Source organism: Legionella sp. PATHC039 (genome assembly GCF_026191275.1).
GTDB lineage: Bacteria > Pseudomonadota > Gammaproteobacteria > Legionellales > Legionellaceae > Legionella > Legionella pneumophila.
On sequence record NZ_JAPHOP010000002.1, the window covers coordinates 64,644 to 91,386 of the forward strand.

Genomic DNA, 26,743 nt, shown 5'->3' on the forward strand with positions numbered 1-26,743 from the left:
CCATGCTTACTGATAAAAAGTTGCCCGTATATTGCGGTCAGCTTCATCCAGAGGCTGGACAAGTGTTCCTTCGATAAATGCACCGGAGTTGAGTTCACTGTCCTGGGTGTCCCAGAGTGAGTCGATTGAAATGCCATGATGTTCGCTGACTCGTTCAAGTGCTGTTTGGTTAAGAGTGCTTTGATTGGTACCACGCTCATTGTGATGACTCCTTAATTGTCCTTGTGCCTTTTGTTGTTTGTTTTGGGTATATTGGGAATCTCTTTCCAACCAGTTAATGAATACTGGATTAAAATCAGCCCATTGAGTGTTGTGTTTTTTGTTATGTTTTATGAATGCCTGAATTTCTTTTAAATCGGTGACTTTGGTGAGTCCCATGGAAAATGCCATTTCGATGGTTTTTGGGTTTGGATAAAAGTCGTCATGAATTTGTTTTTTGCTGCAACAAAAATCATTATTCGCAGTTTGAGTTTGTTTGTTTGAGTTAGTTATATTAAATATTTTAATATTCTTTGCAGGACTTTTGAGTGTGTTAGCTTCTCTGTTAACTTCTATGTTAGATTGTACCTCCAACTTTCCTTCTATATCAGAATCCATAAGGGATTTAGGTGAATTAAGATCTGTGTTAACTTCTTTCTTTCTAATCAATTGATTATAGATCTGAGGAGCCTCAGGGAACATAAATTTTAAATTTTGCCCTTCAGTTATAACTTTAAAGTATTCACCACACTCATGTTCTATAGACTTTATGAAATTTCTGATGGTTTGCTTGGATGGAATACCACTGTTGATTCGACCTGGAGCGGATTTAATCTCCAAGGCTTTTGATAGATCACGATAACTAATATCAGATACAATGCCTGTAAGAGGATTTGCAAGATTTAATAGCTCATAAATAATTAATCTAGGACCATAGGGCAATAATTGAAACTTTTTTTCTATTTGTTTCCTAGCATTAATGTATAACTCAACATCCAACTTCATCAACAAGTCCTTTTATTTACATAATTTATTTAGATAAGAGTATCAGTTTATGGTAAAAATTACAATGATATTTTTACCATAAAGGTAAATTTATAATGCTTTATCACACCTAGAATGCTATAACGCATTGTATTTTGATGTTTTTTAAACTATTTTTTTGGTAAATTCTTACGAAGATTTATTAACCATTTTGGTATATCATAGAATAAACATGTATCTGACTGAATTATTTAAATATGAGCAATCCTGTAATAGACAATGTTTCATCCCCCGAGTCTCGGGGCAAAAGAATAAGATTCATACGCGAGCATCTTCTGTCTTTTACACGAGAAGATTTTTGTCGCGATTCTAATTTTACTGCTCAATCATTAAAGGGATGGGAATTGGCTTGGGGAGGGGGTTTATCCCAACAGGGGGCTGTAAAAATCGTTAAGCGATCTAAAGAGTTAAATATTTATTGCACAGAGTCATGGTTAATGCATGGCATTGGTAAAAATGCCACAAGAATCACAAAAGATTTAGATATCCAAGAGGGTGACGAAAGCCACATAGCTAAAGAATTACTACTATTCAGAGAACTACAAAACTCTATTGACACTGTCATAAAAGATGATGGCATGATACCTTTCTTATACCCTGGCAATTATGTTGGCGGTATAATAGTCAACAATATTGAGAGTGCCATTGGCAAAGATTGTATTATTATTGCGGACAATGATGAAGTATTCGTTAGGATCTTAAAGCATGGAGAAGAACCAGCTCGCTATGACTTAGTTTGTTTAAATGAAAAAACCACATTAGTGAAAAAAGAAATAAAAAATACCGCTATTAAATTTGCTGCCCCAATTGTATGGATCCGCAGAATATTTCGAGAAAGTAATTAATGAAAGCTTACAAAAAAGATATTTTGCCACATCAAGAATTTTATATAGTCAGATTTACTAAAAGCTCCAGCCTACCTTATGCTCTTTTCATTCATGGTGGTCCTGGCCTTAATTGTGGAACCATAGAGTATCTTATTGAGCATCATAATTTATTTAATCCTCTGCAGTGCAATATTATTCTATATGATCAACGAAATTGCGGTAAATCTAATAAAATTAAAAAGCTAGTACTACAGCAAGATAATATAATTGATTTGCAAAAAATAATTCTATACCTTGCTGACCATTTTAATCTTAACATCAATGCATTGATTGGACATAGTTATGGTGCAAAACTTCTTTTTGATTACTACAAAAGTTATGAGTCTACCATCCCTGGCGTTTTTGTTTCTACCGCTAAATCAATACTAACGCCTCGTTTGAATAATTTAATGCTTGACCTATCCTATTTGAAAAAAAGTAATTTAGACCTATATAACAAAATATTAAAAGAAATTAATAATCTTGATCTTAATAAAATCTGGGAACTATCAGAACAATTAACTCCAGTTTTCCAAGAAAATAAAGACAGGCCTTATCTGTATTGGGCCAATTTAGAATATTATAATTTGGTCCAAGATATTCAAAAGCATATCAATTTACCATTAAATACAAACACGTTTATCAGTGTAAGAAAAGATCTTTATTCAAAAGAGGCGAATTTTTCTGTTAATATTGATGAGCTTAAAATCCGCAAATTATGGATAAATGGTTTTCATGATTTTGTCATTAACGGACACCAAATAGTATTGTCAAACAATCATGAAATTATAACTTTCAATAAATCTTCCCACTACCCACATCTAGAAGAGAATGATCGTTTTAGTGAGCTTTTAAATGAATTTATTAAGTAGCTCTAAGGCCATCATATTATTATTTTCTATACTGATATCCACTGTTGTTTACGCACAATCTAAAATTAAAATATGTTTAACCGGAAGAGTTGTTGAAAATTTAAAATCATATGGCCAGTCTTTTTTAAATGCGGCATATCTTGCCAAAGAAGAAAATGATCCTGCTAATAAAGTTGAAATCAAGAGTTATTTTTATAATAACAGACCATTGGAGCCAATGCATATTTATAATCAAATGGTAAATGACTCCTGCTCCGCAATTATTGGGTTTGAATATCTTTCCGACTTGTTATTAGCTGTAAAAGAACAGAAAAATGACACCATACCTATTTTTACTTCTTACGCTAGCACCACTAACTCTGATCAATTACCCAAGAATATTTTTATCTTTATGCCCAGCTATAATTACCAAGCTGATAAAATGATGAGCTACTTACAAGATCGTTATAAAAATATAAACAACGTGTTACTTATAACGGAAATTAACCGTGATGAGATGCTAAAGTATAAGGAAGTGTACTCCAGCACTCTAAAAAAAGAACACATACAATATTCTACATTCGATTTTCTAGAAAATGACAGCGATATAGAGGGAAAACTGAAGAAATTTTTGAATGAGCGAAAATATCAATACGTTTTTTTATTGTCAGGTGCAATAGCATCAGCAAAAATTGCCAATATTATGAATAACCATTGTACTGTTTTTATTGGCACAGAAAACTTTGGTTCTTCAGTCAGTCAAACATTTTTTATGCGACTAAATGATAAAGTCATTCGTTCTCATTTTATCCGTAATTTGGATTTTATACAGCCCTATGATGCTTTAACCAGATTTGAAAATATTTATGTTCAAAAATACCATGAAAAACCCACTGTATTGGCAGTATACACTTATGATTCAATGAAGATCATTTTAAAAGCATTGGATAGAACCGGTATCGTCAATACAAATAGCATATTAAATACTAATTATACAGGAATTACTGGAGCTTATTTAAAAAACGGTCAATTTTATCGATCGACCAATTACGTTATTTTATCAGTTAATAGCAATGGATATGCTTATGAAAAATAAAAGCTCTTCAATCAAAGCAATTTTTATCAAGAAAATGGCATATTCTGCTCTAATCCAATTTATTATTTTTGGATTTATACTCATGCTTGCAAAAGATTATTTTCATAATCAGATGAGTGTTTTTTCCAGAAATTTAATTATTAATGACTCATTTACCACTGATGAAATTGGTAGGTATCAGCTGCTTAATAATAAGGATGCTCTTGATTTAGTACTATACAATTTAGGTAATGAACGCAAACTAGACTCAATAAAATTTGTTCCTTTAAAAAATAAAATAGAAGATGTAGGTACTTGCGAAGAAAACAGCAAAAGCAATTACCTTCTATGCAAAAAAGATAATGGGCAAATTTCTGGTATAACATTAATTAAAAATGATGAAAAGATATTGGGCTCGGTGGTTGCAAGTAAGCAATATAATTCCATCTATACTTTGCCAGTATCCTATGGTCTTTTGTTAATTTTATTGATCGTACTTGGAATATTTCTTTTTAATTTCTTATTTTTATTCCTTTCCATGAGAAAGAAAATAGCAAACAATACCGAATACTTGCTCGATTTCATTTCATCACATCAAACTAATAATGCTGTTGATTTTGCAAAAGTTGAAATTAATGAATACAGACAAATTGCTAATAAATTTATTGATGAACATCGACAAATAATCAATTTACAGAAAGAAAAAGCCTATTACGAGGTAAGAAAAAATATTGCTGAGCTTGTTGCTCACGATATTCGATCACCATTAGCGGCAATAAATACCGCAGTAGCTGATGTAACATCAATTCCTGAAAATAAACGCATTATGATCAGAAATGCAGCTAAAAGAATCAATGATATTGCTAATAACCTACTCATACAATCAAAAAATAATTTGCTTGACTGTAAGAGTAGCGAAATAAATATGAATAATTCTCCAGAATTAATATTTGTTGTTTTAGATAATATCGTTGCAGAAAAAAGATATGAATATTACGGAACCAACATTCAAATCAACTTACTTGGGTCGGACTACTCATATAATTGTTTTTCTAACATACACCCTGATTCTTTTAAGCGTGTTCTATCCAATCTCATTAATAATGGTATTGAAGCAGTTAATTCTAATGGCTCTATTATTATCTCTCTAACCTGCAATGCTACCCATGTCGAAATTATTATAGAAGATAATGGCTGCGGCATTCCTCGCGATATCTTGCCAAAGGTTACGGAGCAAGGATTTAGCTTTAATAAGAAAACTGGTGCTGGTTTTGGCTTATCTTATGCTAAACAATATTTAGAGCAAATCAATGGTTCAATGCATATTCACTCCGAAGAAAAAGTTGGAACAAAAATTCAGATCACTCTAATTCGGTCTACCCCTCCTAGCTGGTTCTGTGATTCAATGAATATTAGGCATGGTACTAATATTGTCGTATTAGATGACGATATATCCATCCATGATGCATGGAATGAACGGTTTTCAAATATTTCACACGTTAAAATGTTTCATTTTTATAACGCGATCGACTTATTACAGTATAAAGTTGATCCAGAAATCCCAGTATTATATTTAGTAGATTATGAGCTGCTCGCTGATGTTAAAAATGGTTTAGATGTGATTGAAGAGCTTAATTTAAATGGCAAAGCTATTTTAGTTACCAGTTGCTTTGAAGATATTGCTATACGAAATCGGTGCGAAAATATTGGTGTAAAAATCATACCAAAATCTTATGTACCCTATATTAAAATTATTGAAACTCCAAAGAAAGAACATATAAATACGGTTGTTTTTATTGATGACGATGAAATGATGCGAATGACTTGGATCTTTGCTGCTGAAGAGGCTGGACAATGTATTTCAACTTATTCTTCATTTGATGAGTTCATAAATGAAATAAATAATTATGGTGAGAATACTCTTATTTATATTGATTCAGATCTAGGAAACAATGTTAGAGGCGAGGATTGTGCAAAACTCCTTTTTGATAAGGGCTTTATTGATGTTCATCTTGCCACTGGCCATTCAAGAGATCGATTTAGCCAAATGCCATGGATTAAATCCATTGTTGGTAAAGAACCACCTTTTCGATTTGCACACGGGAATTTAACATGAACTCAACGGATAAAGATAAATTAAAACACGATTTTTTAAACTCAATTGTTATCATCAACAGCATGACAAAATCGGCTTCGAGTTTCATTAATACAATTTCACAGTCAATGGAGACCAGCGATATTAATCAAAAACAGATGGAAAAATTTTTATATTCCATGAGCACTATTCGTGAGCAGACTGTAAAGATTGAAAATTATTTTCTATCTCTTTTGAATGAATAATTCTGCCAAATTATCTCTCTGCTAGATATGAGGAATATGAAACCACCCTTCCCCAATTTATAGAATCAGTTAAATGATCTTTGGTAATACTGTAGTAGTAATTGTTATCTAGCTTTTTCGCATCAAATAAATAGTTAATCCACTCACTTATTGGTTTTTTATATTCTTTTTCTGATAACAAGAATAATATTTTCTCTTTTTTTGCAACAGCGGCTATAGTCTGTTTGGGTAGTTCATATCCCTGCATTAAATCTAATTGATCAGATAGCTCTTTTACATGTCTAATGATAAGCCATGTAGGTTTGGCATCTTTATCAAGAAATAAAACACTCCCTGAATTATCAACTAGATAATATTCAACAGCCTGTGCTTGCAGTAAAACACTGGCAAATAATTGTTGATATAATTCATTACCAAATAAATCACTAATGGAGTTTTCATACGCATTAACTATATTCTTTGTTAACTCTCTAAAATAGCGCTGAGTTAGGTCATCGACAGCTAATGTAATTTCTGGATATAGATTTTCGCTTGTCTTGAGTATAAATTTATCAATTAAACCGTTATTGAACGCGCTGATCGCTGTATCTTTATCTGCTTCTGCCGTTAGCATAATTTTAAAGATTTTTTTCTCTTTAATTTTTTTGCAAAATTCAATTCCATTAATAACGGGCATTTGATAATCCACTACTAACAGTGGGGCATGCTCAAACCTTGCTTTATCATAAATCAGGTTTAACATTTTACTAACATCAAAGCCAATAACCCGATCATTAGTAGTATCTAGATTAACATCATTCATCAATTTGAAAATTGATTGGGTAACATCCTGACTATCATTATCAATCAGATGAAAAGCCATATCTGAGCTTGTAAGTGTCAGTATATTAAATTTTTCGCCAAATTCTAAATCTAACGCATCCAAAAATGCACGGTTATCATCTAAAAAAATGACTTTTATCGGATGATAAAAACAGGTAGGTCTTGCATCAATAATAGTCATATAGTAATTCCTCTACGTTACAGCTTTAATTGCATCACACCCATGATAAATCGCCAATATTTCAGACTCCTAATTTATACTGTATTGTTCCATTATCATTGCTGTTAAGGAAAATTAAACTAACATGGATGTCGCTTTGTATAATAAATGATTATTCAAATTTTTTCCTCCTCAATTTTATATTTTGTCACTTAAGTTGTAGTTGTTTATATTTTGCGATTAAGTTTGAATACTTTTCCTGTTAATTTTTTTTCTCTCAAACGTTTGTTAATTTGTAATCACCATAATTTGCTTTAAAATTTGCCGCCTCATAAATCTACACCATTCCATAACCCCCATGTGAATTACAGAATATTGTTTATTTTTATTGTTTATAATCAATAAGTTACTAAAATTATCCCCCGGGGACAATTTATGAAACCGATAATTCCTAGTAGAAGTCTCGTAAAATTAAAAGCGCTTGTTGAAACAGAGACAGGATCGAATTTAATAAAAAATTCAACAGTCCAAAAACAAAAAACATCATCCTAAAGATAATTAAGATTATCATAAAATTAGAATGCAACCCTATTAATTAATATTTGTAGATAATTAATTCGTCACACATTTAGTATAGGTTGATTACTTTAATATTTAAAAAACAACAAGCTTTGCTTAAATCAGGAATAAATTTCTTAGATCTATAAATGAGTTAAATAAATACTGCGAGAGAAAAGATCTTATCGTTAAATGGATTATTGAAAAATGTTAAGCGATAAACCTATTTAACTTGATAATAGATACATAGTTATAAAAACTAATTTATCCATTCAAGTAGAGAAGCTAATCTCAGCTCCAACAACACCAGCGATCAATATTCGTTAAAAAAATATAATCTTCGCTATGGACAAAGACAAATAAGCAACCATCCATAATCTTTTATAAAACATAAAGATAGTGTAATGTCCGCATCAACTTTTAAGGAGTAGCTGAGTTTTAAGGATGGGTAAAGCGATAAAAGTGATTATCACGCAAGAGCAAAAACAAACACTTCTAAAACTAAGAGGCTCGCGAACGGGAAAAAATATAGGGGAGCGAGCGTATTATGTTTTACTGTCCTCATCAGGCAAAAGTATAGGTGAAATCTCAGCGCAATTGAGTCGTAATCCACACACGGTGAGATGTTGGATAAAACGTTATTTACATTTTGGCATTTCAGGATTAATAGATAAAAATTCAAGCGGTCGACCGAATCAATTGAGAGAAAAAGTCAAGGAAGAGCTCAACCAATTGCTAAGTGTATCGCCCAAGGAGTACGGTTACCAACAGTCTGGATGGCAAATTAATCTTCAATTAGATCAATTGACTAAAACGGTTGGCTCTGTGAGTGCGACAACAGTAAAGCGAGCACTTCATGAGCATGGATGGGTATATAAACGCTATTCTAAAAAGCCCCCACTGAATGCGCCGAGTAAAGAAGATAAAGCAGCTTATATTGAAAAAATGGTTGCATCGCTAAGTAAACAAAAGTTAGAGCATGAAATAGAAATATTATTTGCAGATGAGTCTCACTTCTCAAACGAACCCTATGTAGAGAGAGGTTGGTTTAAACGTGGCGAAAAAAAACCCGTCCACACCAACAAAATGAGAGAAAGTAAAACATTATTTGGTGCTCTGAGTTTAAGCTCACAAGCTTTTTATTGGAAACAAGCCGAAAGAGGAACTCTAAGATATTTATTCAATTTCTACATCAATTACATAAAAGCTAAACCCAACAAAAAGATAGTGATGATTATTGATAATGGCTCTATTCATCGCAGCAAAAAGGTTTCAAAATTTGTGAAAAAACACGAATGGGTGGAGTTATTTTTTTTACCACCATATTCACCTGAATATAATCCAATTGAGCTATTTTGGAAGTGGTTGAAGAGGAAAATATATGGTGCGAATGGATTTACTTGTATTGAGCAATTGATTGCTCGTATTAGAAAATTTATCTGGCATTACAATGAAAATAAATTTGCTTGACCCTATTCAATTTGAGTTTAACGCATATCGGGAGTTGTTATAAATGTTTTTGGATGGTTACTTATAATAGATTTAACTCAATACGTGGACCCTTATTACGGGCATATATAGCTGAATAACCAAGATACTTAGCAAGAATTAATCACAAACTAACACCGCTACAAAGTAGCAATTGGTATGATTATTTAATCGCAAATGAAGTTATTCTGTTACAACTAGAAATGAAATCTAGAATATGGAAATAACATTCGTTTATATCTATTCCCGAATTTATTCTATTATCAAAGTTAATCAATGTGCGACTTATTCGAGCAAACGCAAAAAGTATAGTGTGGTACTATCCAGTTAAACATATCTTATTGCAGGGTAGAGATTTAATACAAAAGATAAGTATACCCAAACAAACATCAGGATAATCTTTTACTGAGATTCGCAATACCACTTGCCACTCCGAATTTTCAAAGTTTCTAGAGCAAAAGATCCAGCCGCCTAAAATCTAGCATTCATTGCATTAGGTAGATTATGGATAAAAGTTAAAATCTCTCCCATAAATCTACACCATTATCATATAACTACACCACAATACCCCATAAAGCTACACATATGATTAAAAAACCTTTTGAACCCCATATTACTACACAGAAAAACTCATAAACCTACACTATCACTCCCAAATAGATACACAATTATCCTTTCATAAATCATTTAAAATCAATTAGTTACTGTGTTTTATATAAGGAATCTATGAATAGAAGAAAAAAGATATATATTTTTCTTTTTTATAAATTTAAAAGAATAGTACAAATTACCGCTTGCAAATTCATTTCAAAGAAGATAGCCTAATAACAAATAGTACAAAACACCTTATTGTAAGAAGGGGGATGGATGAAAGTAATTACAACAGCCGGAAACAAAGGAGGGATTGGCAAATCAACTATTGCACTCACTCTTGCACAATATCTAGCTAAATGTAAAAACATGAAAGGGGCATTTATTGATTTAGACCCACAAGGTAATTCTTCATCTAGCCTAATTCCAACTACCAGAGATCCTGCTCACCCAACGGGTTATATGCCTAAAGCGCATCCAGAGTGGGATCCTAATAACTTACCAGAAGATGATCCACATTGGGATGGTGTTAGTAGTATTGCAGATATATTCATAGGTAAATCTATTTATCCATACCCAACATGGGTTGACAATTTACATTGTTTCCCTTCTTTTGCTTCATTACTGGAAGATGCACAACGTGTTCTAAAAGTTGATGTAAAAGAAAAAGTTATAAATCGTCTTAAAGAATTTACCGAAATGCTGTCAACCCACAGTGATTACCAATTTGTTATTATTGATACGAATCCACAGTTTGGCCCACTAACAATGGCAGGGTTGCGAGCAGCAACTCATGGACTATTGCCAACCGAACTAGAACAATATGGTATTAATGGAACCATAGGTATGATCCAAGCAATTTCACAAGAGCAACTTAGAAGAGTAAAAGATGACACAATCAAAATAGCGGGAATTTTACCTAACCAAGTTCGTAAAACAGCAGTACATACTAAGTTCCTTAATGACTTGCGTTCGATAGAGAAATCAGAAGAATGGTTGTTACCTCCGATCGCCCAAAGAACTATTTATTCAGAATTGGTAGTAGAAGATGCAAAACCTAATTGTGTATTTAATCTACCGCAAACACATCTAGCTAGAATTGAGAGTGAAAAATGGTGTTCTTATGTATATGACAGGGTATTTCATAATGTATACAACAAAATAGAAGAAAAGGAGGCTTCTTATGGTTAGTAAATTCAAACTAAATCCAGTCAAAACCGGAGAGACAAAGGAAGCCATATCAAGAACACTGGCGATTGCCAATGATTATGCTGGGGAACTGTCAATAGAAGTATTATCCTTAGATAAAATAGAACTTGATCCAGAAAACAATCGTGAACTAGCACTAACTCTTCATGATGCTATGAATGGAATAGATCCTTCTGATCCTGACTATGCAAAAAAGAAAAATGATTGGAAGTCACTTGAGTCATTAGCAAAAACTATACTAGATGATCAGTTAATTAACCCCATATTTGTATACAGGTTTGGGAACAAATGTCGTTTAATCGCTGGTGAACGTAGAACCTTGGCCTCAGCGATTGCTGGTAAAAAGGAAATTATAGCAAGAATTGCAAGTCAACGACCTGTTGGTACAAAGTTAAGAGTTCTACAGTGGATTGAGAATAATGAGCGTGTTGACTTATCTCTGGCTGAAAGAGTTGCGAGCATTGAGGCTATTGTTAAGGAATATTTAAACGAAAATAAAGGAAAAAATGATAACGAGAAAATAACATCAAAAGTTTTAAGTGACTTAACAGGAATGTCCATAACACAATCTCGAAGATATATTCTGATTCTGCAAGCTAGCCCAGACATAAAACAAGCGATTGTTGAAGGAAAAATAGAGAATATAAAGTTAATTGAATTAATTATTTCAGTTGAAAATGCAGAACATCAACAAGTTCTTTTAAAGGCTGCCATAGAAAATCTATCCTTTGAAGCAATTGTTAAGCTAAAAAAAGAACTCGAATTTTCATTAGTTACAAAAAAAGAAATAAGAGGACGTAAACAATTAAATGTTAGTTTAGGTAAGGTAAAACCCAATATTGCCAAAATTATCTTTGATGCCTTAGTTTCAAGCAACATTCTACACGAGAGCATCGTCGAGCAAATGAATATGTTAAGCAATAATGTCCAATGGAATAATGGTAAATCAGTTGAGGAGTGCTTTAAAAAAATAATTCCTCTAATTGCTCAGGAAGTGTGATTAAAATGAATAAACTGAAACTCAATAATAATGAAGACGATAAGAAAATTATTACATTTACTATTAATAAAGAAATTAAAGAGTCACTCAGAGAAATTCTGTTAAATTCTGAAAAATATAATTTAAAAAAGAAAACTGATTGGGTAAACGAAGCCATCATAATGTTAAAGGAAAATCCTGATTACAAAGAAATGGTACTCAATGCAGAAGGGAATAGTGAAAATTTTGTATTTGATAAAATTTACATGACATTTAAGCAACGATGTTTTTTTTCTGATATGAGAAGTGAAGTTGTAAAGGAATATCCTGATATAAGAGGCCCTCAAACTGCCATAATACGCGCTGCTATTTTGAGTAGAATGATGAGGAAAAAATAAGAAAAAAGGCCAAACGGAATGGGTAATGTTCGCTGAAAAAACAATACGTAAACATGTAACAATTATTCATGCATACTCTTTAATGAGTGTATTGCAACGGAAAATTGTCAATGTGCTTTTGTATGAAGCAATAAAAGGAGATGGCCGCATAAATAACCATCAAAATTCGGTCGCTGTCGAATGCAATATGCCTTTTTCTAAGCTGTTAAAAGCAGTTAAGTTCAATAGTAATAATACCCAATATCTAAAAGAGTCCATTGATGGGTTGGCATCATTAAAAATAGAATGGAATTTATTGAAAGATAAGGTACCTACAGATATCTCTTTTTTAAATTTACGAGTTTTACATGGTGCACCTACGTTCTATCAGGATAATACCATCAATTTTTCTTTTCATAAAATCATGCTTGATTTACTAGTTAATCCATCTATATACGGTACTATTGACATTGATCTGCAATCTGAATTTGAATCGAAATATGGTCATGCTCTTTATGAAAATAGTACACGGTTTATTAACTTACAAAAAAATAAAATTATTTCGTTAGATACATTTAGAAAAATTTTAGGAGTTCCTGAAGATAAATATCCAAGTATGCGGGAACTTACAAGAAATGTCATTTCGCCTTCATTAGAAGAGGTTAATGATCGAGCTAATTTTGCTGTTAGTTTGGATCCAATAAGAGTTGGTAGAAAAATTACTGGATTTGAGGTGTTAGTCCAGAATAAAAAAAATACAATAAAATCAGAAGTCAGCTGTATTGATTATGAAAATGAGAAGATGCATAAAGAAATAAAAGTAACTTTTGGTATATTAAATGAGTCTATATTAGAAAATATTATAAATAACTACTCAGAAGAATATATTCAAGAGAAGATTAACTATACCAAGAAATATGCAAAAAAAGAGCGCACAGGTTTTTATCCAATTCCATATTTTATTAGTGCTTTAAAATATGATTATAAATTCAAGGAAGAATCTAAGCCAGACGGTTCTCAAGAAAAAGAATCTAATGAACAAATTGAGTGGGAAAAGAAATTATTCGCTTTACAGGCAGAGCTTAATCATTGGGAAAAACTATCAGGTTATACTAAAGCTGGAGATAATCAAGAGCATGTTAAAAACATGCAGAAATTTGTTCTGGAAACCCGGGAAAAATTAAAGCAACATTATTTAGAGAAGCCCATTAAAATGGAGGCGGTTTAATATGAAATTTCCTGCCTTTGAACCAATTAATCTAAAAAATGACATACAATCCTTGGAAGCAATTGATCTGTGTTTATCAAAAATTTATCCAGATCAAAATCAGGCTAGAAAGTTTTTTAGCGATGCTTCACTAGAAGAACTGGCCTCGTCAATTCGACAGCATGGGATTATACAGCCTATTCTTGTCAAAGAAAGAGATCATAATAGGAATGAATATCAAATTATTGCGGGTGAACGGCGTTGGCGTGCAGCTAAAATAGTAGGATTAGAAAAAATCCCTGCAATCATCAGAAAATATAATAAAGCAAACGGGATGGCAGTTTCTTTAATTGAAAACATTCAAAGAGAAGATTTAAACCCATTGGAAGAAGCACAAGCTATACAGCGGTTAATAGAAGAGTGTTACATGACGCATGGTGAAGTTGCTGAAACTTTAGGTAGATCGCGAACAACAGTTACTAATCTTCTTAGATTGCTTACTCTCACGGATGAAGTAAAAGAAATGTTAAAAATGGGATTACTAGAAATGGGGCATGCCAGAGCTTTATTAAGTTTGTCGAGTATACAACAAGCAGAAACAGCAAAAATAATTATCAATAAGTCTTTATCCGTTAGGGAAACTGAAAAATTGGTTCAGCGCTTAAATATGCCAGAAGATAAACAAGAGTTTTTTCTAGATCCCCAATTTGAACAAAAAACGAAAGATTGGATGGCACAATTATCGAAAAAACTTTCATCCAAAGTTAACATGCATTTTAATGATGGAGGAAAAGGTAGGGTGGTGATAAGTTTTGACTCTTTAGAGGAAGCAGATTGGTTAATGGCCCATCTTAAGGTGGAAGGGTAGGGCTATTTTTTTATTCACAAAATTAGTGGATAACTATGTGGAAAAATTAGAAGATGTTTGCCCTCGAGTCTGTAGTTATAATTTTACTGGTATACTGGAAAAAAATGACCTCCAAATTTTACCTTCAAGAGACGATTGGACTACGGCGAATGGTAAAGTGTGGCAAGAGCTCAGCTTCTTTCTAATCACTATTAGAGCGCTCTTAAATCGGTCTGATTATTTAATGATCACTTTTCTTTTTAGAAATTAAAAAAATAAGTCAAGTTGGAATGCTTTTGTATGAGATAAGTTGTTTTGAACAGTCGTGGAACAATTATTTTGACTCAACTCGGATCTTGGTTTTTCCTTCCTTTTGGCATGGGTTTTATTAGCATATTTTTGTGATACTAAAAGAAACAGCAGATTGTGAAGGGAAAAAATATTTTCACTATACAAAATTTTAAGTCGATAATTATGCTGATAACGGATTTTTATCATGATTAAGAATTGAGCAAACGCATTTGTGTACGTTGAAAAATCCAATATTCTTCTTTGTCCCAACTTGGATTTTATTCGTCCGTTAATAGCGGTGATTGTCCAATCATCTAGTAAATCTTTCTCTAAACGAAGTACATAATAGCGTTTGTCTTTTTCAAAGCGTGCCTCATGGTAGACTTCATTGTAGGTAAAATCCAAATAGTGTAACCAAGGTAAAGTAATAAACCATGGTGTCATTTAGAAAATAGCCAAGTTAGCAATACGTTTCAGGCGATCAGGGTTGTCTTCAACATAAATTGCGGTGGTGACAATGTTGGCATGACCTGCAAGACGAGAGACTGCTTTAATATCAGCGCCTTGCTCAATTAAGCGGGTAATGAAAGTACGTCGACCAGAATGGGAGCTTGCCCCAATGATTCCTGCCTTATCATAGAGTGACTTGAACCATTTTTGCAAACTATTGGGTGTAAAGCGACTTTTACGTTGGGTCTGAAATAAGGGTTTGTCTCGTGCAACAGGTTTTAGGGTATCGAGATGAGCTTGGAGTGCTTTACGGATTTTTTCATTGGCAAGATAAGCGTAACGCTGCTTTTCACCTTTGGTCATTGAGCGCTTCAAACAAATCTCTTCAGTCAATTGATAGTTGTAATCGGCTACATCTGCAATAGTGAGAGAGGCGATTTCTTTCACTCGCAATCCAAGTCCAAAAGAACAATACACAAGGGCACTATTTCTTATAGCGAATTGCCCATCTTTGGCAACAATAAGCAGTCGCTTAAACTCTGCTTCACTTAAGACTCTGGCCTTTCCTTCTTTTGGCATAAAAGACTCAATATTTTCCTGTTATAATGGTATTCTAAATAAATCAGGCTGTCTTGGCAAAAGCAAAAATAAAATTGTGGTTTATAGTAGAGCTTTAGTATGAATACACTCATCGATGCAGCAATAAAATATCTTTCCAATCATTATTGCAGTGAAAAAGAGCTCATAAGGCAATTAGAGAGGGATTTTTCGCATGTACCCGAGTTAGATGCTCAGATTCATGCAACCATAGCTCGCCTTCGGGAATTACATTTAATTAATGATAATCGTTTGGCTGAATCATTAAGTGCCCGTTATATCCATAAAGGAAACCGTTTTATTCAACAAATATTAAAACAAAAGGGCGTTAAAGAAGAGGTGATTGAGCAAATCTTAGAACATATTGAACTGGAAGAAGTTCGCGCCCTAGATGAAGCTCGGAAAAAAATGCGTGGATTTAAAAATGATACAGATGAGACGATAAATACAAAATTGGCTCGTTTCTTAAGTGGCCGAGGTTTTTCCCATGCTACGATAAAAACCGTACTTAAACAGTTAAGTGAAGAACAGACTACTTAAAGTTTTAGATAGTGTAGTGGATGAGTACAACAATCATTTGCATCCTTAAGAAAAGAACACAGTAAATTAAACTCTGAATGAAATGATAAACTTACAACGCATCATGATTATTGGTCGACCAGGAAGTGGCAAATCCACTTTTTCTGTTAAGTTGCAAAAGAGTCTAAATATTCCCTTGTTCCATTTAGACAAATATTTTTTTATTGCCGATTGGGTGCCACGAGAATATGAGGATTTTTTGTCACTCCAAAAAGAATTAGTTGCTAATCCTTGCTGGATTATTGATGGTAATTCCAGTAAATCATTCGAGATACGTTATCGCGAAGCCGACATGTGCTTGTACTTTAATTTACCCAAATGGCTATGTTATTGGCGGGTATTTAAACGCTTGTTTTATAAGGCTTCAGAAATCGATGATAGAGCCGCTGGTTGCAATGAAACGGTACGATGGTCGCTATTAAGTTATATGTGGAACTATGAACAACGGATTAACCCTTTATTAAATGCTTTAAAGAACCAATATCCAAAAGTGAAATTCATTGAGCTGCGTAGTCCATATGATGTGGCGCACTTGATGCGTGTGCTTACACATAAAGAAGAGTACAGTATTGTGACAGGATTTTAATAAATGATGCCGACGAATATGATGATACTCTTGATGGGTATTGCAGGTACCGGTAAAAAAACCATAGGCGAGGCAATTACAACACTGGCTTCTCAGTTTCGATTAGCGCATCACCATGCTTGGATCGATCCGGTTCTAAAACTTCTAGGTAACGATGATCAAGTATTTTGGTCTCTTGATGATAAAGGATGGGCAGCGCTTAACAAGGCCCGAGATGTGATTTTTGATACGATGACTGAGGTTTGTTCTAAAGAAACGAGCTTTGTTATTACCTATGAGCTCTTAGCGAATAATTCTTGGCATCAGGAGTTTTTTAATCAAGTACAAGCCGTTGCTCAAAAACGGGAAGCTATGTTTGTTCCTATCCGATTGATTTGTAATGGTGCAGAGCTTGTTAAACGCTTAAAATATTCAGATCGAAAAGGCTATTTTAAAACACAGGATGAGGCACTCATTACAAAAAGACTGTTTGAAGAAGACGTTTATTTTAGCAAAGAGCCGTATGAAATGACTCTAGATGTTAGCTGTCTTTCAGCAGAGGAGTCAGCGCGTCGTATTTTGGATTGGACTTCCTTAGTTTATGGGAGTAAAAATCAGAATCTTGAATTTAAACCATTGGGTCAAAGAGATTTGAACTTAATGACCCAATGGTTTGCAGAGCCTACGGTAAAACAAGGATACGCACGAAATCAACAGTTTTCTTTGGAAGATATTAGTGCAAAGTACTCACCCCGAATTGAAGGCATTGAGTGTATCCCCAGTTTTATTATTTATTTAAATCAAAAACCAATTGGTTTTATTCAATATTACTGTCTTTCCGACCATTTACCCGAAGGAATTTCAGGACATAATGCTTCCTTGTTTGACGAGGCAACACCTGAACAATTGGCTGGTATCGACCTTTTTATTGCAGAGCCATCGTTTCGTGGAGTAGGGTTGGGCAGACAAATTATAAGGCGTTTTATTGCCGAACAACTCTCCAAATTTAAAGCCGTTGTGGTTGATCCACAAATTGGAAACGAGCAAGCCATTGCGTGCTATCAAAAGGCTGGTTTTCTTCCCACGCAATACAGTGAAGACGCTAATTACCTACTCATGATAAACATGCTTTCTTATAGAGGCTCCTATGAATATTCTTGAAACTTCCCGTCTGATTTTACGTACTTGGAGAGAAGCTGATCTTGATCCTATGTCACTTATTGATCAAGATAAAAAGGTATGCCAATTTTTACCCGGAATAGGGAACAGGAGTGCTACAAAAGCAGGCATTGAGCGGATGATTGCACATGATAAAGAGAAGGGATTTTCTTTGTATGCTGTTGAACTAAAAAATACTGGAGAAATGATAGGATTTTTAGGGTTAATGACCCCTTCTTTTGAAGCGCACTTTACCCCTGCTGTTGAAATTGGCTGGAGACTTTCCTCAACGCATTGGAATCAGGGTTATGCTACGGAGGGAGCAAAAGCGGTTTTGCATTATGCATTTACCTCTTTAAATCTTCCCGAAGTAGTTTCATTTACAGCAGTGAATAATCTAGCTTCAAGACGTGTTATGGAAAAAATTGGTTTACAACATAATACAAAGGATGATTTTGATCATCCCAAATTGGAGCACAATAGTCCATTGAAACGACATGTGCTTTATCGATTATCCAGAGCTGATTATCTGAACAGTAAGAGTATCCAAAAATGATTTGGGAGACCACATTAAAAAAAATTACGGATGAAACGGCAAATCGTGCTGCTAATAAGTGGGTAAAAAACCCTACCCATCTTAAGCTTATCAATAATCAAATTAACTGTGTTTATCGATTTGAATCTAAGAACCAAGGCTTTTACCTTCGCATGACGCATGAAAAAATACGAAAAGCTCATGAACTTTTGAGTGCCATTGATTTTCAGAAGCATTTATATTTGCATCAGGTTCCTATTTGTGAACCGGTTGTATCCCAAGAAGGAAATGATGTCGAAACGGTACACCAAGATGATTTGGAATTTTTTGTTCATGTTTGCCGTGAGGTGCCAGGGCAAATCATGAATTTTGATTATCCAGATAAAAAAGCTTATCTAACATGGGGCCGTGCCCTAGGTCTATTGCATCAAGCCTCGCAAAGTTATGTTGCATCGGAACATCATTTTTTAACTTGGGAAGATTTGTGGCGTGAAACTTGGGATTATGCGCGTCAAGAAGAGGCTCTGATCCAGGATTTATACCAAACCATCACGACACGCTTCAAAACTTTTTCAATCAACTCAGCACATTTTGGCCTAACCCATGGGGACCATCGTCCTGGCAATGTGCTTTATGATGGTGAGAGCGTTCATCTGATTGATTTTGATGAGCCAGTTTATCATTGGTATCTTGCCGATATCGCTAAACCTTTTTTGGACTTATGCAATAAGCCATGGCCTCTCTGGAAACCCCTGTTTGAATGGTTTATAGAAGGGTATAGGCAAATCCGGCCATTGAGTTCAGACGAATTAAAAGAAATGAATCATTTTTCGCAAATGAAAAGCTTGGATATCTACCTTTGGTGTAAATACAACTGGTTTGAAGAAACAGCGCCAGGAGGAAAGCCACGCAATGAGTGGCTTCATGACTTAAAAACTATGGCATTAACGCCTTTGTTTTATGTACCATAATCGATTAAGGCGATTTATATTGGGGTGGGTAATGAATAATATCATGGATGCGCGATAGTTCATTGGTTGGATTCCGGTAGCCATGCGGTTGATTGGCATTAAAACGAAGCCCTTCTCCTTTAGAAAGTTTTTTCCAGCTCCCGCCTAACAAAAGCTCAATGGTTCCATCCACAACAATGACATGCTCAATGACTCCATGTTTATGGGGAGGTGAAAGATGTTCACATTCGGGCAATAACTCAATAACAAACAATTCAAAATGTAACTGCTCATCAAAAGGAAATAGAGGCAGTACTCGTATTTTTTCATCATCTGGATGCAAGGTTTCAGCATGTCCCGCCCTATAAACAGGATTGGTTGAATTATCCAGACTGTCTTCAATAAACGAAGAAAAGGAGGCTTGAAAGCCGCTCGCAATTTTCCATAAGGTAGAAATCGTTGGACTTGATTCTTCTCGTTCAATTTGCCCGAGCATCGCTTTAGAAACGCCGGTTTCAAGCGCTGTTTTGTCTAAACTCCAACCTCGTTCTTGTCTTAATGATTTTAATGTTTTTGCAATACGTTTTGAAATTTCTTGCATGATATCTCTTAATAAAAAAGCTTGTGCGTTTTAGCGCACGGGCATATACTGGTTTATTATGCGTTATAACGCACGAATTGGGAAGTAGATTGTGGAGAACTGTATGGTTGAACACCCTTTTAAAAACAAACTGGTTGCGGTACTTAATAAGCGTATTGAGCCAGGCAAAGTGATGAATGCGCTTGCTCATATGTGTATTGGTTTAGGTTCCGTAATTGGTGAAGAAGAGCTGCGTTTAACCGATTATCGAGATGCAGATGGAGGATCTCACCCTTATATTTCAGAAATACCTTTTATCATTCTTTGTGAGAACCCCAACAAAATTAGAACATTACGCCAGAATGCTTTAGCAAAAAATGTTCTTTTTAATGATTTTACCGATACGATGACTGTGGGTACCTATCAAGAGCAAATTGAAAGAACGGCACAGGTTAAAGAGAATGATCTGATTTACTATGGCATTGTTTTGTTTGGAGATTGGGATGTGGTGACAGAGCTGACTAGAAAGTGTTCTTTGTGGCGATGATGGGTGGGTGATAGCGATGAATGAAGGTAAAAATTTAAGTAAAAGCGCGCAAATCATACAGGATTTTTTATCTCAAAAGGGGATATCGTGTGAGGTCAAGGAACTTGATTCGAGCATACGCACTGCAAAAGATGCTGCTGATACTTTGGGTTGTGGTGTTGCTCAAATTGTGAAATCACTATTATTTTGTACTGAAAAAACCAACAAGCCGGTATTGGTATTAGCAAGTGGTGTTAATCGTGTGAATGAGAGCCTGATTGGGAATCTCATCAATGAATCTATTGGGAAGGCTGATGCAGATTTTACACGAGAAATAACTGGTTTTGCGATTGGTGGGATCCCTCCAGTTGGCCACAAAAATGTTATTAATACGGTTCTTATCGATGAAGATTTGTTATGCCATGAAGTCCTCTGGGCCGCAGCAGGAACGCCCAACGCAGTATTTTCATTATCTCCAGAAGCACTTAAGCAGCTAACCAATGGGATAGTGGTAAAGATTAGAGAGTAAGTTATGCAAAAAATATTTTGGGATAATCCCTATCAACGCCAATTAATGACTAAGGTGGAGTCGGCAAATGAGAATCGACTACTTTTTGCAGAGACTATTGGTTTTTCGTTTTCCGGTGGTCAAGAAAGTGATACAGTTCGCGTGAATGGCCTGATGGTCACTCATTCTGAAATAGAAGATGACTTGATTTATTATACATTACCTTCGGAGCATGGGCTTTCTGAGGGCGATGTTGTCCTTATGGAAATTGACTTCGTTCGTCGCTACAAATTGATGCGTCTTCATTTTGCTGCTGAATTAATCTTTGAACTTGTCCAAAGAATGTTTCCTATTGAAAAAATAGGTGCTCATATTGCTGAGCATAAGGCTAGAATCGATTTTAACTATCAGCACAATATCTCGGATATCTTTGACACTCTCTTGCTTGAATACAATCAAATTATTGCAAAAGATATGTCTATACGCACTGGGTTTTCTGATGAGAAGAGTCAAAGACGTTATTGGGAAATCGAAGGATTCTCTAAGGTTTCTTGTGGTGGAACACATGTAAAATCAACCGCGGAAGTGGGCTATATTACGTTAAAATGGGCGAATGTGGGTAAAGGTAAAGAGCGAATTGAAATTTATCTGGTACAATAAATCAGCCTAAACGTAGAGTGTTGGATGTTAGCCAAAAAAGAAGTTTTTAATACCATAGGAATTACGTGTGAATGCACAAGAAATTACAGTCTTAAATGATTTAAAAAACGACATAAACCAATTGCTGGGATTTCATGAAGAAACACCAAGGATTAATTATGGTCCTTGTGGTGCGTTTGCCAAATTATTTTTTGATGCGTGGAATAGCCGATTTAAGGATAAAGTGCATATTGTTTTTGTGATGGTGACATCCCATGAAGAGTGCTGGCATATTGCATTACGTATGCCTTCAGGAGAACTTTACGATGGTGGAATTGGCCTTCATTGTGAAGAAGTTTATGGAGAAGGTTATTTATTTGAAGACATGATCGAATATGACCATGAACGTTTGGAAAAATGGTCTTATGGTCTTGAACGTGACTATCCACGATTTTGTCCTGACTTTAATAAAGAAGTGGTTAATTCATTGATTACTCATCATCTAGATCGATTGCAATCTCAAGGAATTTGACTTAATGCGTTATTTACCTCAAGAAGCAATTCAAAAATTAAGTAATGAGCATCAACCCGAACCGCGTGCTATTTTTTGGCTGGCTCTGTTTCTCGAGAGGAAGGAATGCAAGCTCAGATATTTGATGAGAATATCGCTATGAAACAAGAACACCAACTGATTTATGAGCTAGAGATTTCTCTTTTAAATCCGCAAACGAGAAAATCGATTACACAACTGAAGCTACTGATTGCTGATGAATTTATTGAGTATGGTGCTTCTGGTTTAATTTACAATAAGAACGACTTACTTGATTCTCTCCCTGAAGAAGAGCCACAGAGCTATATGGTTAATGATTTTTCAGTTTTAGAGGTGTCGTCCGAAGTCATGTTGGCAACTTATAGGGTCACTGTTGCCTCAAAAAGTTCTTTACGTTCTTCTCTCTGGCAATACAAACACAATCGTTGGCAAATGGTGTTTCATCAAGGCACGCCTTGCCAAGAGTAATAATTTATTTTTACAGGTATTATGATGATTACAATAGCCTATTTAAAACATCACTCAGATTGCATACCAGAGCTTGCTAAGATTTGGCATGAAGTATTAGGGCAAATTTGGGTTCCTGATGTGCCCACCTCACGTGTAGAAGAAAATTTACGAAATCATTTAAACATCGAACAGTTACCGCTCACTATCGTTGCCTTTGATGAAGATAAACCTGTTGGGATGTGCTCTTTACGCGTGAATGATGGAATCCGCCCTGAATTAACCCCATGGCTAGGCTCATTAGTGGTATCACCAAGCCATCAAAAACAAGGTATTGCAAGACAGCTTATTCATCGAGTAAAAGAAGAAGCCCAAGCATTAGGGTTTAAAAATCTTTATCTTTTTGCTTTTGATCCTACTCTTCCAGAATATTACAGTCGTCTTGGTTGGTGCATGATTGGCATGGATGAATTTAAAGGACATCCTGTAACAGTTATGGAGATAATGTTGTGAAGATTAGACAGTTGTTTGATACGGATTGGCATCTATGGAAAGAAATTCGTTTGGAAGCTTTGAATAATTCACCAGAAAATTTTGGCTCTTCTTATGAAGATGAAGTGCATATGTCCGATGCTGATTTTCAAAATGGATTAAGTAAAGGATATGTATTGGGCGCATTTGTTGACGATTTATTGGTGTCTTGTGCTGGATTCTATACACTTAACTCAATTAAAACAAAACACCGTGGTGTGCTTTGGAGTATGTATACTCGTCTTGAATACAGAGGGAAAGGTATTGCAACAGCATTAATTCAGACCCTGATCCAACATGCAAAAACCAGCGTTACTCAATTGCACCTAACCTGTGTAGTAAGTAATTTTGTGGCTCAAGCTTTTTATCAAAAGCAAGGATTTCGAATTTATGGTACCGAACCTAAAGCACTTAAAATTAATGATACCTTTTATGATGAATATTTGATGGTATTGGATTTCAATGAGGAACCCATGAAAAAACTGGATACTTATCAGAGCCTTTGTACTGAAGTATATGATTTAAGTAAACCTAATGCACCACAAGATGAATACTCATTCTATCGAAGCTATGCCGCAGAGGTTAAAGGCTTGATTTTAGAGCCTATGTGCGGCACAGGTCGATTTTTACTGCCTTTGGCTGCAGAAGGATTTGATGTTCATGGCTTTGATGCAAGTCAACCAATGCTAGAACGACTGCATGCAAAAGCGAAGAGCAAAAATCTTAAGCCAAAAGCCTGGCATGGTTTTATTGAAGATTTAAATCAATCCGCTAAATATTCTTTAATTTTTATACCCAGTGGTTCATTTGGTCTCATCACAGAAAAGGTGGATATCCAAAAAGCCTTAAAAACCATTTATGAACATATGGAAGATAAAGGACTTTTTGTATTTGAAGTAGAAACACGCTATGCGGTTCCTAAAGAATTAGGTATATGGAGAGGCACAAGATGGCCAAAAGAAGATGGCACAATCATCCTACTCAGCCAATTAGCTATGCTCGATGAGGAGATTTGTTACTCTATAGGTAAATATGAACTGATTGATAACAACCGTGTCATTCAAACAGAGGTTGAGGAATACAAAATTCGAATTTATCAAGATCTTTCTTTCTTGCTCAATTTGCTCAATGAGGTTGGTTTTAGCAATGTACGAACGGTTAAAGCATTTGACCGAAATGCATCGCCTAATGAAACAGACGAAAGTATTGTTTTTGAGTGCAGAAAATAATTGAGGTAATAAATGAATATTCTATGTCCAGAACCACTACAAAGAGGAGATATCGTGGGGCTTATTTCTCCCTCGAGTCCTATTACGGAAAAAGCAATAGAAGTAGGAGTTCATTTATTAAAGTCGAATGGATTTAATGTAAAGTATGCAAAGCATATGTTTGCATCAGAACGATTTTTAGCTGGTAAAGACCGTGACCGTGCACAAGATGTGATGGATTTCTTTATAGACTCAGAAGTGAAAGCAATTATTGCAACCCGAGGAGGACAAGGTTCGCAACGACTTTTACCTTTCTTAGATTATGAATTGATTAAGAAAAACCCAAAACCATTATTCGGGTTTAGTGATACTACAGCGTTGCAATTAGGCCTATTTAAAAACACTGGCTTAGTAAGTTATACAGGGTTTACTTTGACCATTCATTTAAGTACCCAAGTTAAAAAAACATTATTTTCTTCTTTGTTAGGCCAAGAGTACACAATTCGCAAAGGAATAAAGGTTCATGGAGGCGTTAGCCGAGGTACTCTTCTTGGTGGCAATTTAACCCTTATGACTAATTTAATGGGCACGCCTTACATGCCTACTTTTAAAGGATGTATTTTGTTGGTAGAAGATGTTGGCGTCGAGCCCTATAATATTGATGGCATGTTCTCACAATTAGATTTAGCAGGAATTTTTGATGAAGTTTCCGGCGTTATTTTTGGTACATTTGAACAATGTAAAAGTAAGAAGTCGAATCAGAGCGATGGTACGGTAGAAGATGTAATCAATGAATGGGCTTCTAAATTAAAAGTCCCTTGTATTAAAGAGTTTTCCTATGGACATGGTAAGCAAAATTGCATTCTTCCAATTGGCAAAGTAGTTACTTTAGATGCAGATACTACTTGCGTTACGATTCAAAATTAAAAATGAAGAAATAACCACTTGATAAAACTGATGAGAGCATTGGTTTAATAGAGGCATAAATGAATACACAAGAAATACCCAAAGAATATCAACACACTTCACCAGCAGGAGCTGAAGTTCGATTGCTGATGAATAATCATTTAGGTGGAATGGCTCACTGTACTTTGAAGGCAGGCACAATTTCCAAAGCAGTTCGTCATAAAACTGTATCTGAATTTTGGCATGTCCTTTCTGGTGAGGGTGCAATTTGGCGTAAGTTGAACGATGAAGAGAGCATTACCCCTTTAACTGCTGGAGTCAGCATCGATATTCCCTTGGGAACACATTTTCAATATCGAAGTGATGCAGCAGATTTGGTGTTTATTTGCGTTACTATGCCACCTTGGTCAGGCAGTGATGAGGCAAGTTATGTGGAGCATGGTGCCTGGCCTCCTACAGTGGAATACATTAAATGACTTTAAAATTATCGTTTTTAGAAAATCCAAACCCTGATGATGTTCAAATATTAACGAATGGGATTAAGGCGTACGCCAAACAAGCAAGGGGCTTCGAGTCCTTAGATTTCTTTGCATGCTTTATTCGTGATGCAGACAATAGCATTGTGGGTGGTTGTAGTGGTGGAACACTCTATGGAGGACTTCATGTCGATAATCTTTGGGTGAGTGAGTCCATCAGGCATCAAGGATGGGGAACAAAGCTTATGCAAGAGGCATTGAAGTACGGTAATGAGAAAGGCTGTGCTTTTGCAACAGTTAATACTATGGATTGGGAAGCAATAGAATTTTATAAAAAATTAGGTTTCGAACTTGAGTTTGAGCGGCATGGGTTTCAGAAAAACTCTATTTTTTATTTTTTGCGTAAAGAATTTCAGGGAACAAGAGACATCGGGCTCTTAAATGATGATTCAGTCTCGGACTTAAGTCAAAATCTAAAATCGTCTATATCAGAATCTGTAGTGAGAGAAGAGGTTGTCTCAATAAGCAATGCGCCTCATTTTAAGTGGGGACAAAATTGTGATGCATGGTGGTTAAAAAATGATGGTCAGTTTAACGTTCTTTATGAAACGATGCCCTCAGGCAGTTTTGAGGTAAAACATTATCATCAGGAAACAGAACAATTTTTTTATTGTTTGCAAGGACAATTGGTTATTGAGTTTGAAGACTATGAACAGGTGTTACAGGAACAGGAAGGAATAAGTATTAAAGCAGGGATAACCCATAAAGTGAAAAATAGTTCCGGAAATTTGGTTTCTTTTTTGGTAATTTCATCTCCTAATCTAATCGGGGATAGAGTCAATCTGGAGTCATAA

The 26,743-nt window shown here is 34.9% G+C and carries 31 protein-coding genes and 1 pseudogene; 27 read left to right on the top strand and 5 right to left on the bottom strand.

Features of this window, described 5'->3' with window-relative positions:
* Positions 1-6 precede the first annotated feature (6 nt).
* The gene (locus OQI99_RS15555) at positions 7-984 is read right to left on the bottom strand and encodes a hypothetical protein (RefSeq protein WP_021582609.1); all 978 of its coding nucleotides are present in this window, start codon (positions 982-984) and stop codon (positions 7-9) included.
* Between the two features lie 236 nt (positions 985-1,220).
* Here OQI99_RS15555 and OQI99_RS15560 point away from each other — a divergent pair, with 236 nt between their 5' ends.
* The 5 genes from OQI99_RS15560 to OQI99_RS15580 are packed head-to-tail and all read left to right on the top strand — an operon-like array spanning position 1,221 to position 6,155.
* Entirely contained in the window at positions 1,221-1,868 is a 648-nt protein-coding gene (locus tag OQI99_RS15560; protein WP_021582608.1) for a hypothetical protein, read from the top strand.
* Entirely contained in the window at positions 1,868-2,761 is an 894-nt protein-coding gene (locus tag OQI99_RS15565) for an alpha/beta fold hydrolase (RefSeq protein ID WP_021460407.1), read from the top strand. The genes OQI99_RS15560 and OQI99_RS15565 overlap by 1 nt, the downstream gene beginning before the upstream one ends.
* Positions 2,745-3,836 carry an ABC transporter substrate-binding protein gene (locus tag OQI99_RS15570; protein WP_021582607.1) on the top strand — a complete coding sequence of 364 codons (1,092 nt, stop codon included), beginning with the start codon at positions 2,745-2,747 and terminating at the stop codon, positions 3,834-3,836. Before OQI99_RS15565 ends, OQI99_RS15570 begins: the two co-directional genes overlap by 17 nt.
* Entirely contained in the window at positions 3,826-5,931 is a 2,106-nt protein-coding gene (locus OQI99_RS15575; RefSeq protein ID WP_021460564.1) for a sensor histidine kinase, read from the top strand. Before OQI99_RS15570 ends, OQI99_RS15575 begins: the two co-directional genes overlap by 11 nt.
* Positions 5,928-6,155: a hypothetical protein gene (locus tag OQI99_RS15580; RefSeq protein ID WP_021460565.1), complete on the top strand. Its 228-nt coding sequence runs from the start codon at positions 5,928-5,930 to the stop codon at positions 6,153-6,155. The genes OQI99_RS15575 and OQI99_RS15580 overlap by 4 nt, the downstream gene beginning before the upstream one ends.
* Before the next feature lie 10 nt (positions 6,156-6,165).
* Here OQI99_RS15580 and OQI99_RS15585 read toward each other — a convergent pair whose 3' ends face one another.
* The gene (locus OQI99_RS15585; RefSeq protein WP_021460566.1) at positions 6,166-7,158 is read right to left on the bottom strand and encodes a response regulator; all 993 of its coding nucleotides are present in this window, start codon (positions 7,156-7,158) and stop codon (positions 6,166-6,168) included.
* Positions 7,159-8,139: 981 nt separating this feature from the next.
* On the opposite strand from OQI99_RS15585, the gene OQI99_RS15590 reads away from it, so the two are divergent.
* The 6 genes from OQI99_RS15590 (at position 8,140) to OQI99_RS15615 (ending at position 14,414) form a co-directional block, all read left to right on the top strand.
* The gene (locus tag OQI99_RS15590) at positions 8,140-9,165 is read left to right on the top strand and encodes an IS630 family transposase (RefSeq protein ID WP_021460567.1); all 1,026 of its coding nucleotides are present in this window, start codon (positions 8,140-8,142) and stop codon (positions 9,163-9,165) included.
* An 885-nt stretch (positions 9,166-10,050) separates the two neighbouring features.
* On the top strand, positions 10,051-10,965 hold the full coding sequence (locus OQI99_RS15595; protein ID WP_010655313.1) for a ParA family protein: 915 nt from the start codon (positions 10,051-10,053) through the stop codon (positions 10,963-10,965).
* The gene (locus OQI99_RS15600; RefSeq protein WP_021582606.1) at positions 10,958-11,983 is read left to right on the top strand and encodes a ParB/RepB/Spo0J family partition protein; all 1,026 of its coding nucleotides are present in this window, start codon (positions 10,958-10,960) and stop codon (positions 11,981-11,983) included. Before OQI99_RS15595 ends, OQI99_RS15600 begins: the two co-directional genes overlap by 8 nt.
* A gap of 5 nt (positions 11,984-11,988) precedes the next feature.
* Positions 11,989-12,360, top strand: a complete 372-nt coding sequence (locus OQI99_RS15605) for a hypothetical protein (protein WP_021582605.1) — start codon at positions 11,989-11,991, stop codon at positions 12,358-12,360.
* A gap of 25 nt (positions 12,361-12,385) precedes the next feature.
* A complete protein-coding gene (locus OQI99_RS15610; protein ID WP_021582604.1) occupies positions 12,386-13,567 on the top strand; it encodes a replication initiation protein in 1,182 nt (393 codons plus the stop codon).
* A gap of 52 nt (positions 13,568-13,619) precedes the next feature.
* The gene (locus OQI99_RS15615) at positions 13,620-14,414 is read left to right on the top strand and encodes a ParB/RepB/Spo0J family partition protein (RefSeq protein ID WP_237758678.1); all 795 of its coding nucleotides are present in this window, start codon (positions 13,620-13,622) and stop codon (positions 14,412-14,414) included.
* Positions 14,415-14,660: 246 nt separating this feature from the next.
* Here the strand turns inward: OQI99_RS15615 and OQI99_RS15620 are convergent, their stop codons facing one another.
* Entirely contained in the window at positions 14,661-15,128 is a 468-nt protein-coding gene (locus OQI99_RS15620; RefSeq protein ID WP_021460573.1) for a hypothetical protein, read from the bottom strand.
* On the bottom strand, positions 15,129-15,713 hold the full coding sequence (locus OQI99_RS15625; protein ID WP_021460574.1) for a tyrosine-type recombinase/integrase: 585 nt from the start codon (positions 15,711-15,713) through the stop codon (positions 15,129-15,131).
* A gap of 99 nt (positions 15,714-15,812) precedes the next feature.
* Between OQI99_RS15625 and OQI99_RS15630 the strand changes: the two genes are divergently transcribed.
* From OQI99_RS15630 to OQI99_RS15650, 5 genes are all read left to right on the top strand, one after another.
* On the top strand, positions 15,813-16,271 hold the full coding sequence (locus OQI99_RS15630) for a regulatory protein RecX (RefSeq protein ID WP_021460575.1): 459 nt from the start codon (positions 15,813-15,815) through the stop codon (positions 16,269-16,271).
* 82 nt (positions 16,272-16,353) lie between these two features.
* Complete coding sequence (locus OQI99_RS15635) at positions 16,354-16,896, top strand: DNA topology modulation protein (RefSeq protein ID WP_025520183.1); 543 nt, start codon at positions 16,354-16,356, stop codon at positions 16,894-16,896.
* 3 nt (positions 16,897-16,899) lie between these two features.
* Complete coding sequence (locus OQI99_RS15640) at positions 16,900-18,036, top strand: GNAT family N-acetyltransferase (RefSeq protein WP_021460591.1); 1,137 nt, start codon at positions 16,900-16,902, stop codon at positions 18,034-18,036.
* Positions 18,023-18,589, top strand: a complete 567-nt coding sequence (locus OQI99_RS15645) for a GNAT family N-acetyltransferase (protein WP_021460592.1) — start codon at positions 18,023-18,025, stop codon at positions 18,587-18,589. Before OQI99_RS15640 ends, OQI99_RS15645 begins: the two co-directional genes overlap by 14 nt.
* Positions 18,586-19,539 (top strand): phosphotransferase enzyme family protein, encoded by a 954-nt coding sequence (locus OQI99_RS15650; protein ID WP_021582668.1) that lies wholly within the window; start codon positions 18,586-18,588, stop codon positions 19,537-19,539. Before OQI99_RS15645 ends, OQI99_RS15650 begins: the two co-directional genes overlap by 4 nt.
* A gap of 4 nt (positions 19,540-19,543) precedes the next feature.
* Here OQI99_RS15650 and OQI99_RS15655 read toward each other — a convergent pair whose 3' ends face one another.
* On the bottom strand, positions 19,544-20,119 hold the full coding sequence (locus OQI99_RS15655) for a helix-turn-helix domain-containing protein (RefSeq protein WP_011212585.1): 576 nt from the start codon (positions 20,117-20,119) through the stop codon (positions 19,544-19,546).
* A gap of 103 nt (positions 20,120-20,222) precedes the next feature.
* On the opposite strand from OQI99_RS15655, the gene OQI99_RS15660 reads away from it, so the two are divergent.
* The 11 genes and pseudogenes from OQI99_RS15660 to OQI99_RS15710 all read left to right on the top strand — a co-directional run bounded on the left by OQI99_RS15660 (position 20,223) and on the right by OQI99_RS15710 (position 26,743).
* Positions 20,223-20,645, top strand: coding sequence for a DUF2000 domain-containing protein (locus tag OQI99_RS15660; RefSeq protein WP_021460594.1), 423 nt, complete (start codon positions 20,223-20,225; stop codon positions 20,643-20,645).
* 16 nt (positions 20,646-20,661) lie between these two features.
* A complete protein-coding gene (locus tag OQI99_RS15665; RefSeq protein ID WP_021582670.1) occupies positions 20,662-21,153 on the top strand; it encodes a YbaK/EbsC family protein in 492 nt (163 codons plus the stop codon).
* A 3-nt stretch (positions 21,154-21,156) separates the two neighbouring features.
* Positions 21,157-21,792, top strand: a complete 636-nt coding sequence (locus OQI99_RS15670; RefSeq protein WP_021460595.1) for an alanyl-tRNA editing protein — start codon at positions 21,157-21,159, stop codon at positions 21,790-21,792.
* A 67-nt stretch (positions 21,793-21,859) separates the two neighbouring features.
* Entirely contained in the window at positions 21,860-22,303 is a 444-nt protein-coding gene (locus tag OQI99_RS15675; RefSeq protein ID WP_010655431.1) for a hypothetical protein, read from the top strand.
* Positions 22,304-22,408: 105 nt separating this feature from the next.
* Positions 22,409-22,789, top strand: a complete 381-nt coding sequence (locus OQI99_RS15680) for a DUF4440 domain-containing protein (RefSeq protein ID WP_231296972.1) — start codon at positions 22,409-22,411, stop codon at positions 22,787-22,789.
* Positions 22,790-22,813: 24 nt separating this feature from the next.
* Entirely contained in the window at positions 22,814-23,281 is a 468-nt protein-coding gene (locus tag OQI99_RS15685) for a GNAT family N-acetyltransferase (RefSeq protein ID WP_010655429.1), read from the top strand.
* Positions 23,278-23,730: pseudogene (locus OQI99_RS15690) on the top strand (GNAT family N-acetyltransferase); the annotation flags it as partial. The gene OQI99_RS15685 and the pseudogene OQI99_RS15690, both read left to right, overlap by 4 nt.
* A 42-nt stretch (positions 23,731-23,772) precedes the next feature.
* Positions 23,773-24,528 carry a class I SAM-dependent DNA methyltransferase gene (locus OQI99_RS15695; protein WP_031297877.1) on the top strand — a complete coding sequence of 252 codons (756 nt, stop codon included), beginning with the start codon at positions 23,773-23,775 and terminating at the stop codon, positions 24,526-24,528.
* 12 nt (positions 24,529-24,540) lie between these two features.
* Positions 24,541-25,434 carry a S66 peptidase family protein gene (locus OQI99_RS15700; RefSeq protein WP_058393171.1) on the top strand — a complete coding sequence of 298 codons (894 nt, stop codon included), beginning with the start codon at positions 24,541-24,543 and terminating at the stop codon, positions 25,432-25,434.
* A 59-nt stretch (positions 25,435-25,493) separates the two neighbouring features.
* Positions 25,494-25,889 (top strand): cupin, encoded by a 396-nt coding sequence (locus tag OQI99_RS15705; RefSeq protein WP_021460598.1) that lies wholly within the window; start codon positions 25,494-25,496, stop codon positions 25,887-25,889.
* A complete protein-coding gene (locus OQI99_RS15710) occupies positions 25,886-26,743 on the top strand; it encodes a GNAT family N-acetyltransferase (RefSeq protein ID WP_021460599.1) in 858 nt (285 codons plus the stop codon). Before OQI99_RS15705 ends, OQI99_RS15710 begins: the two co-directional genes overlap by 4 nt.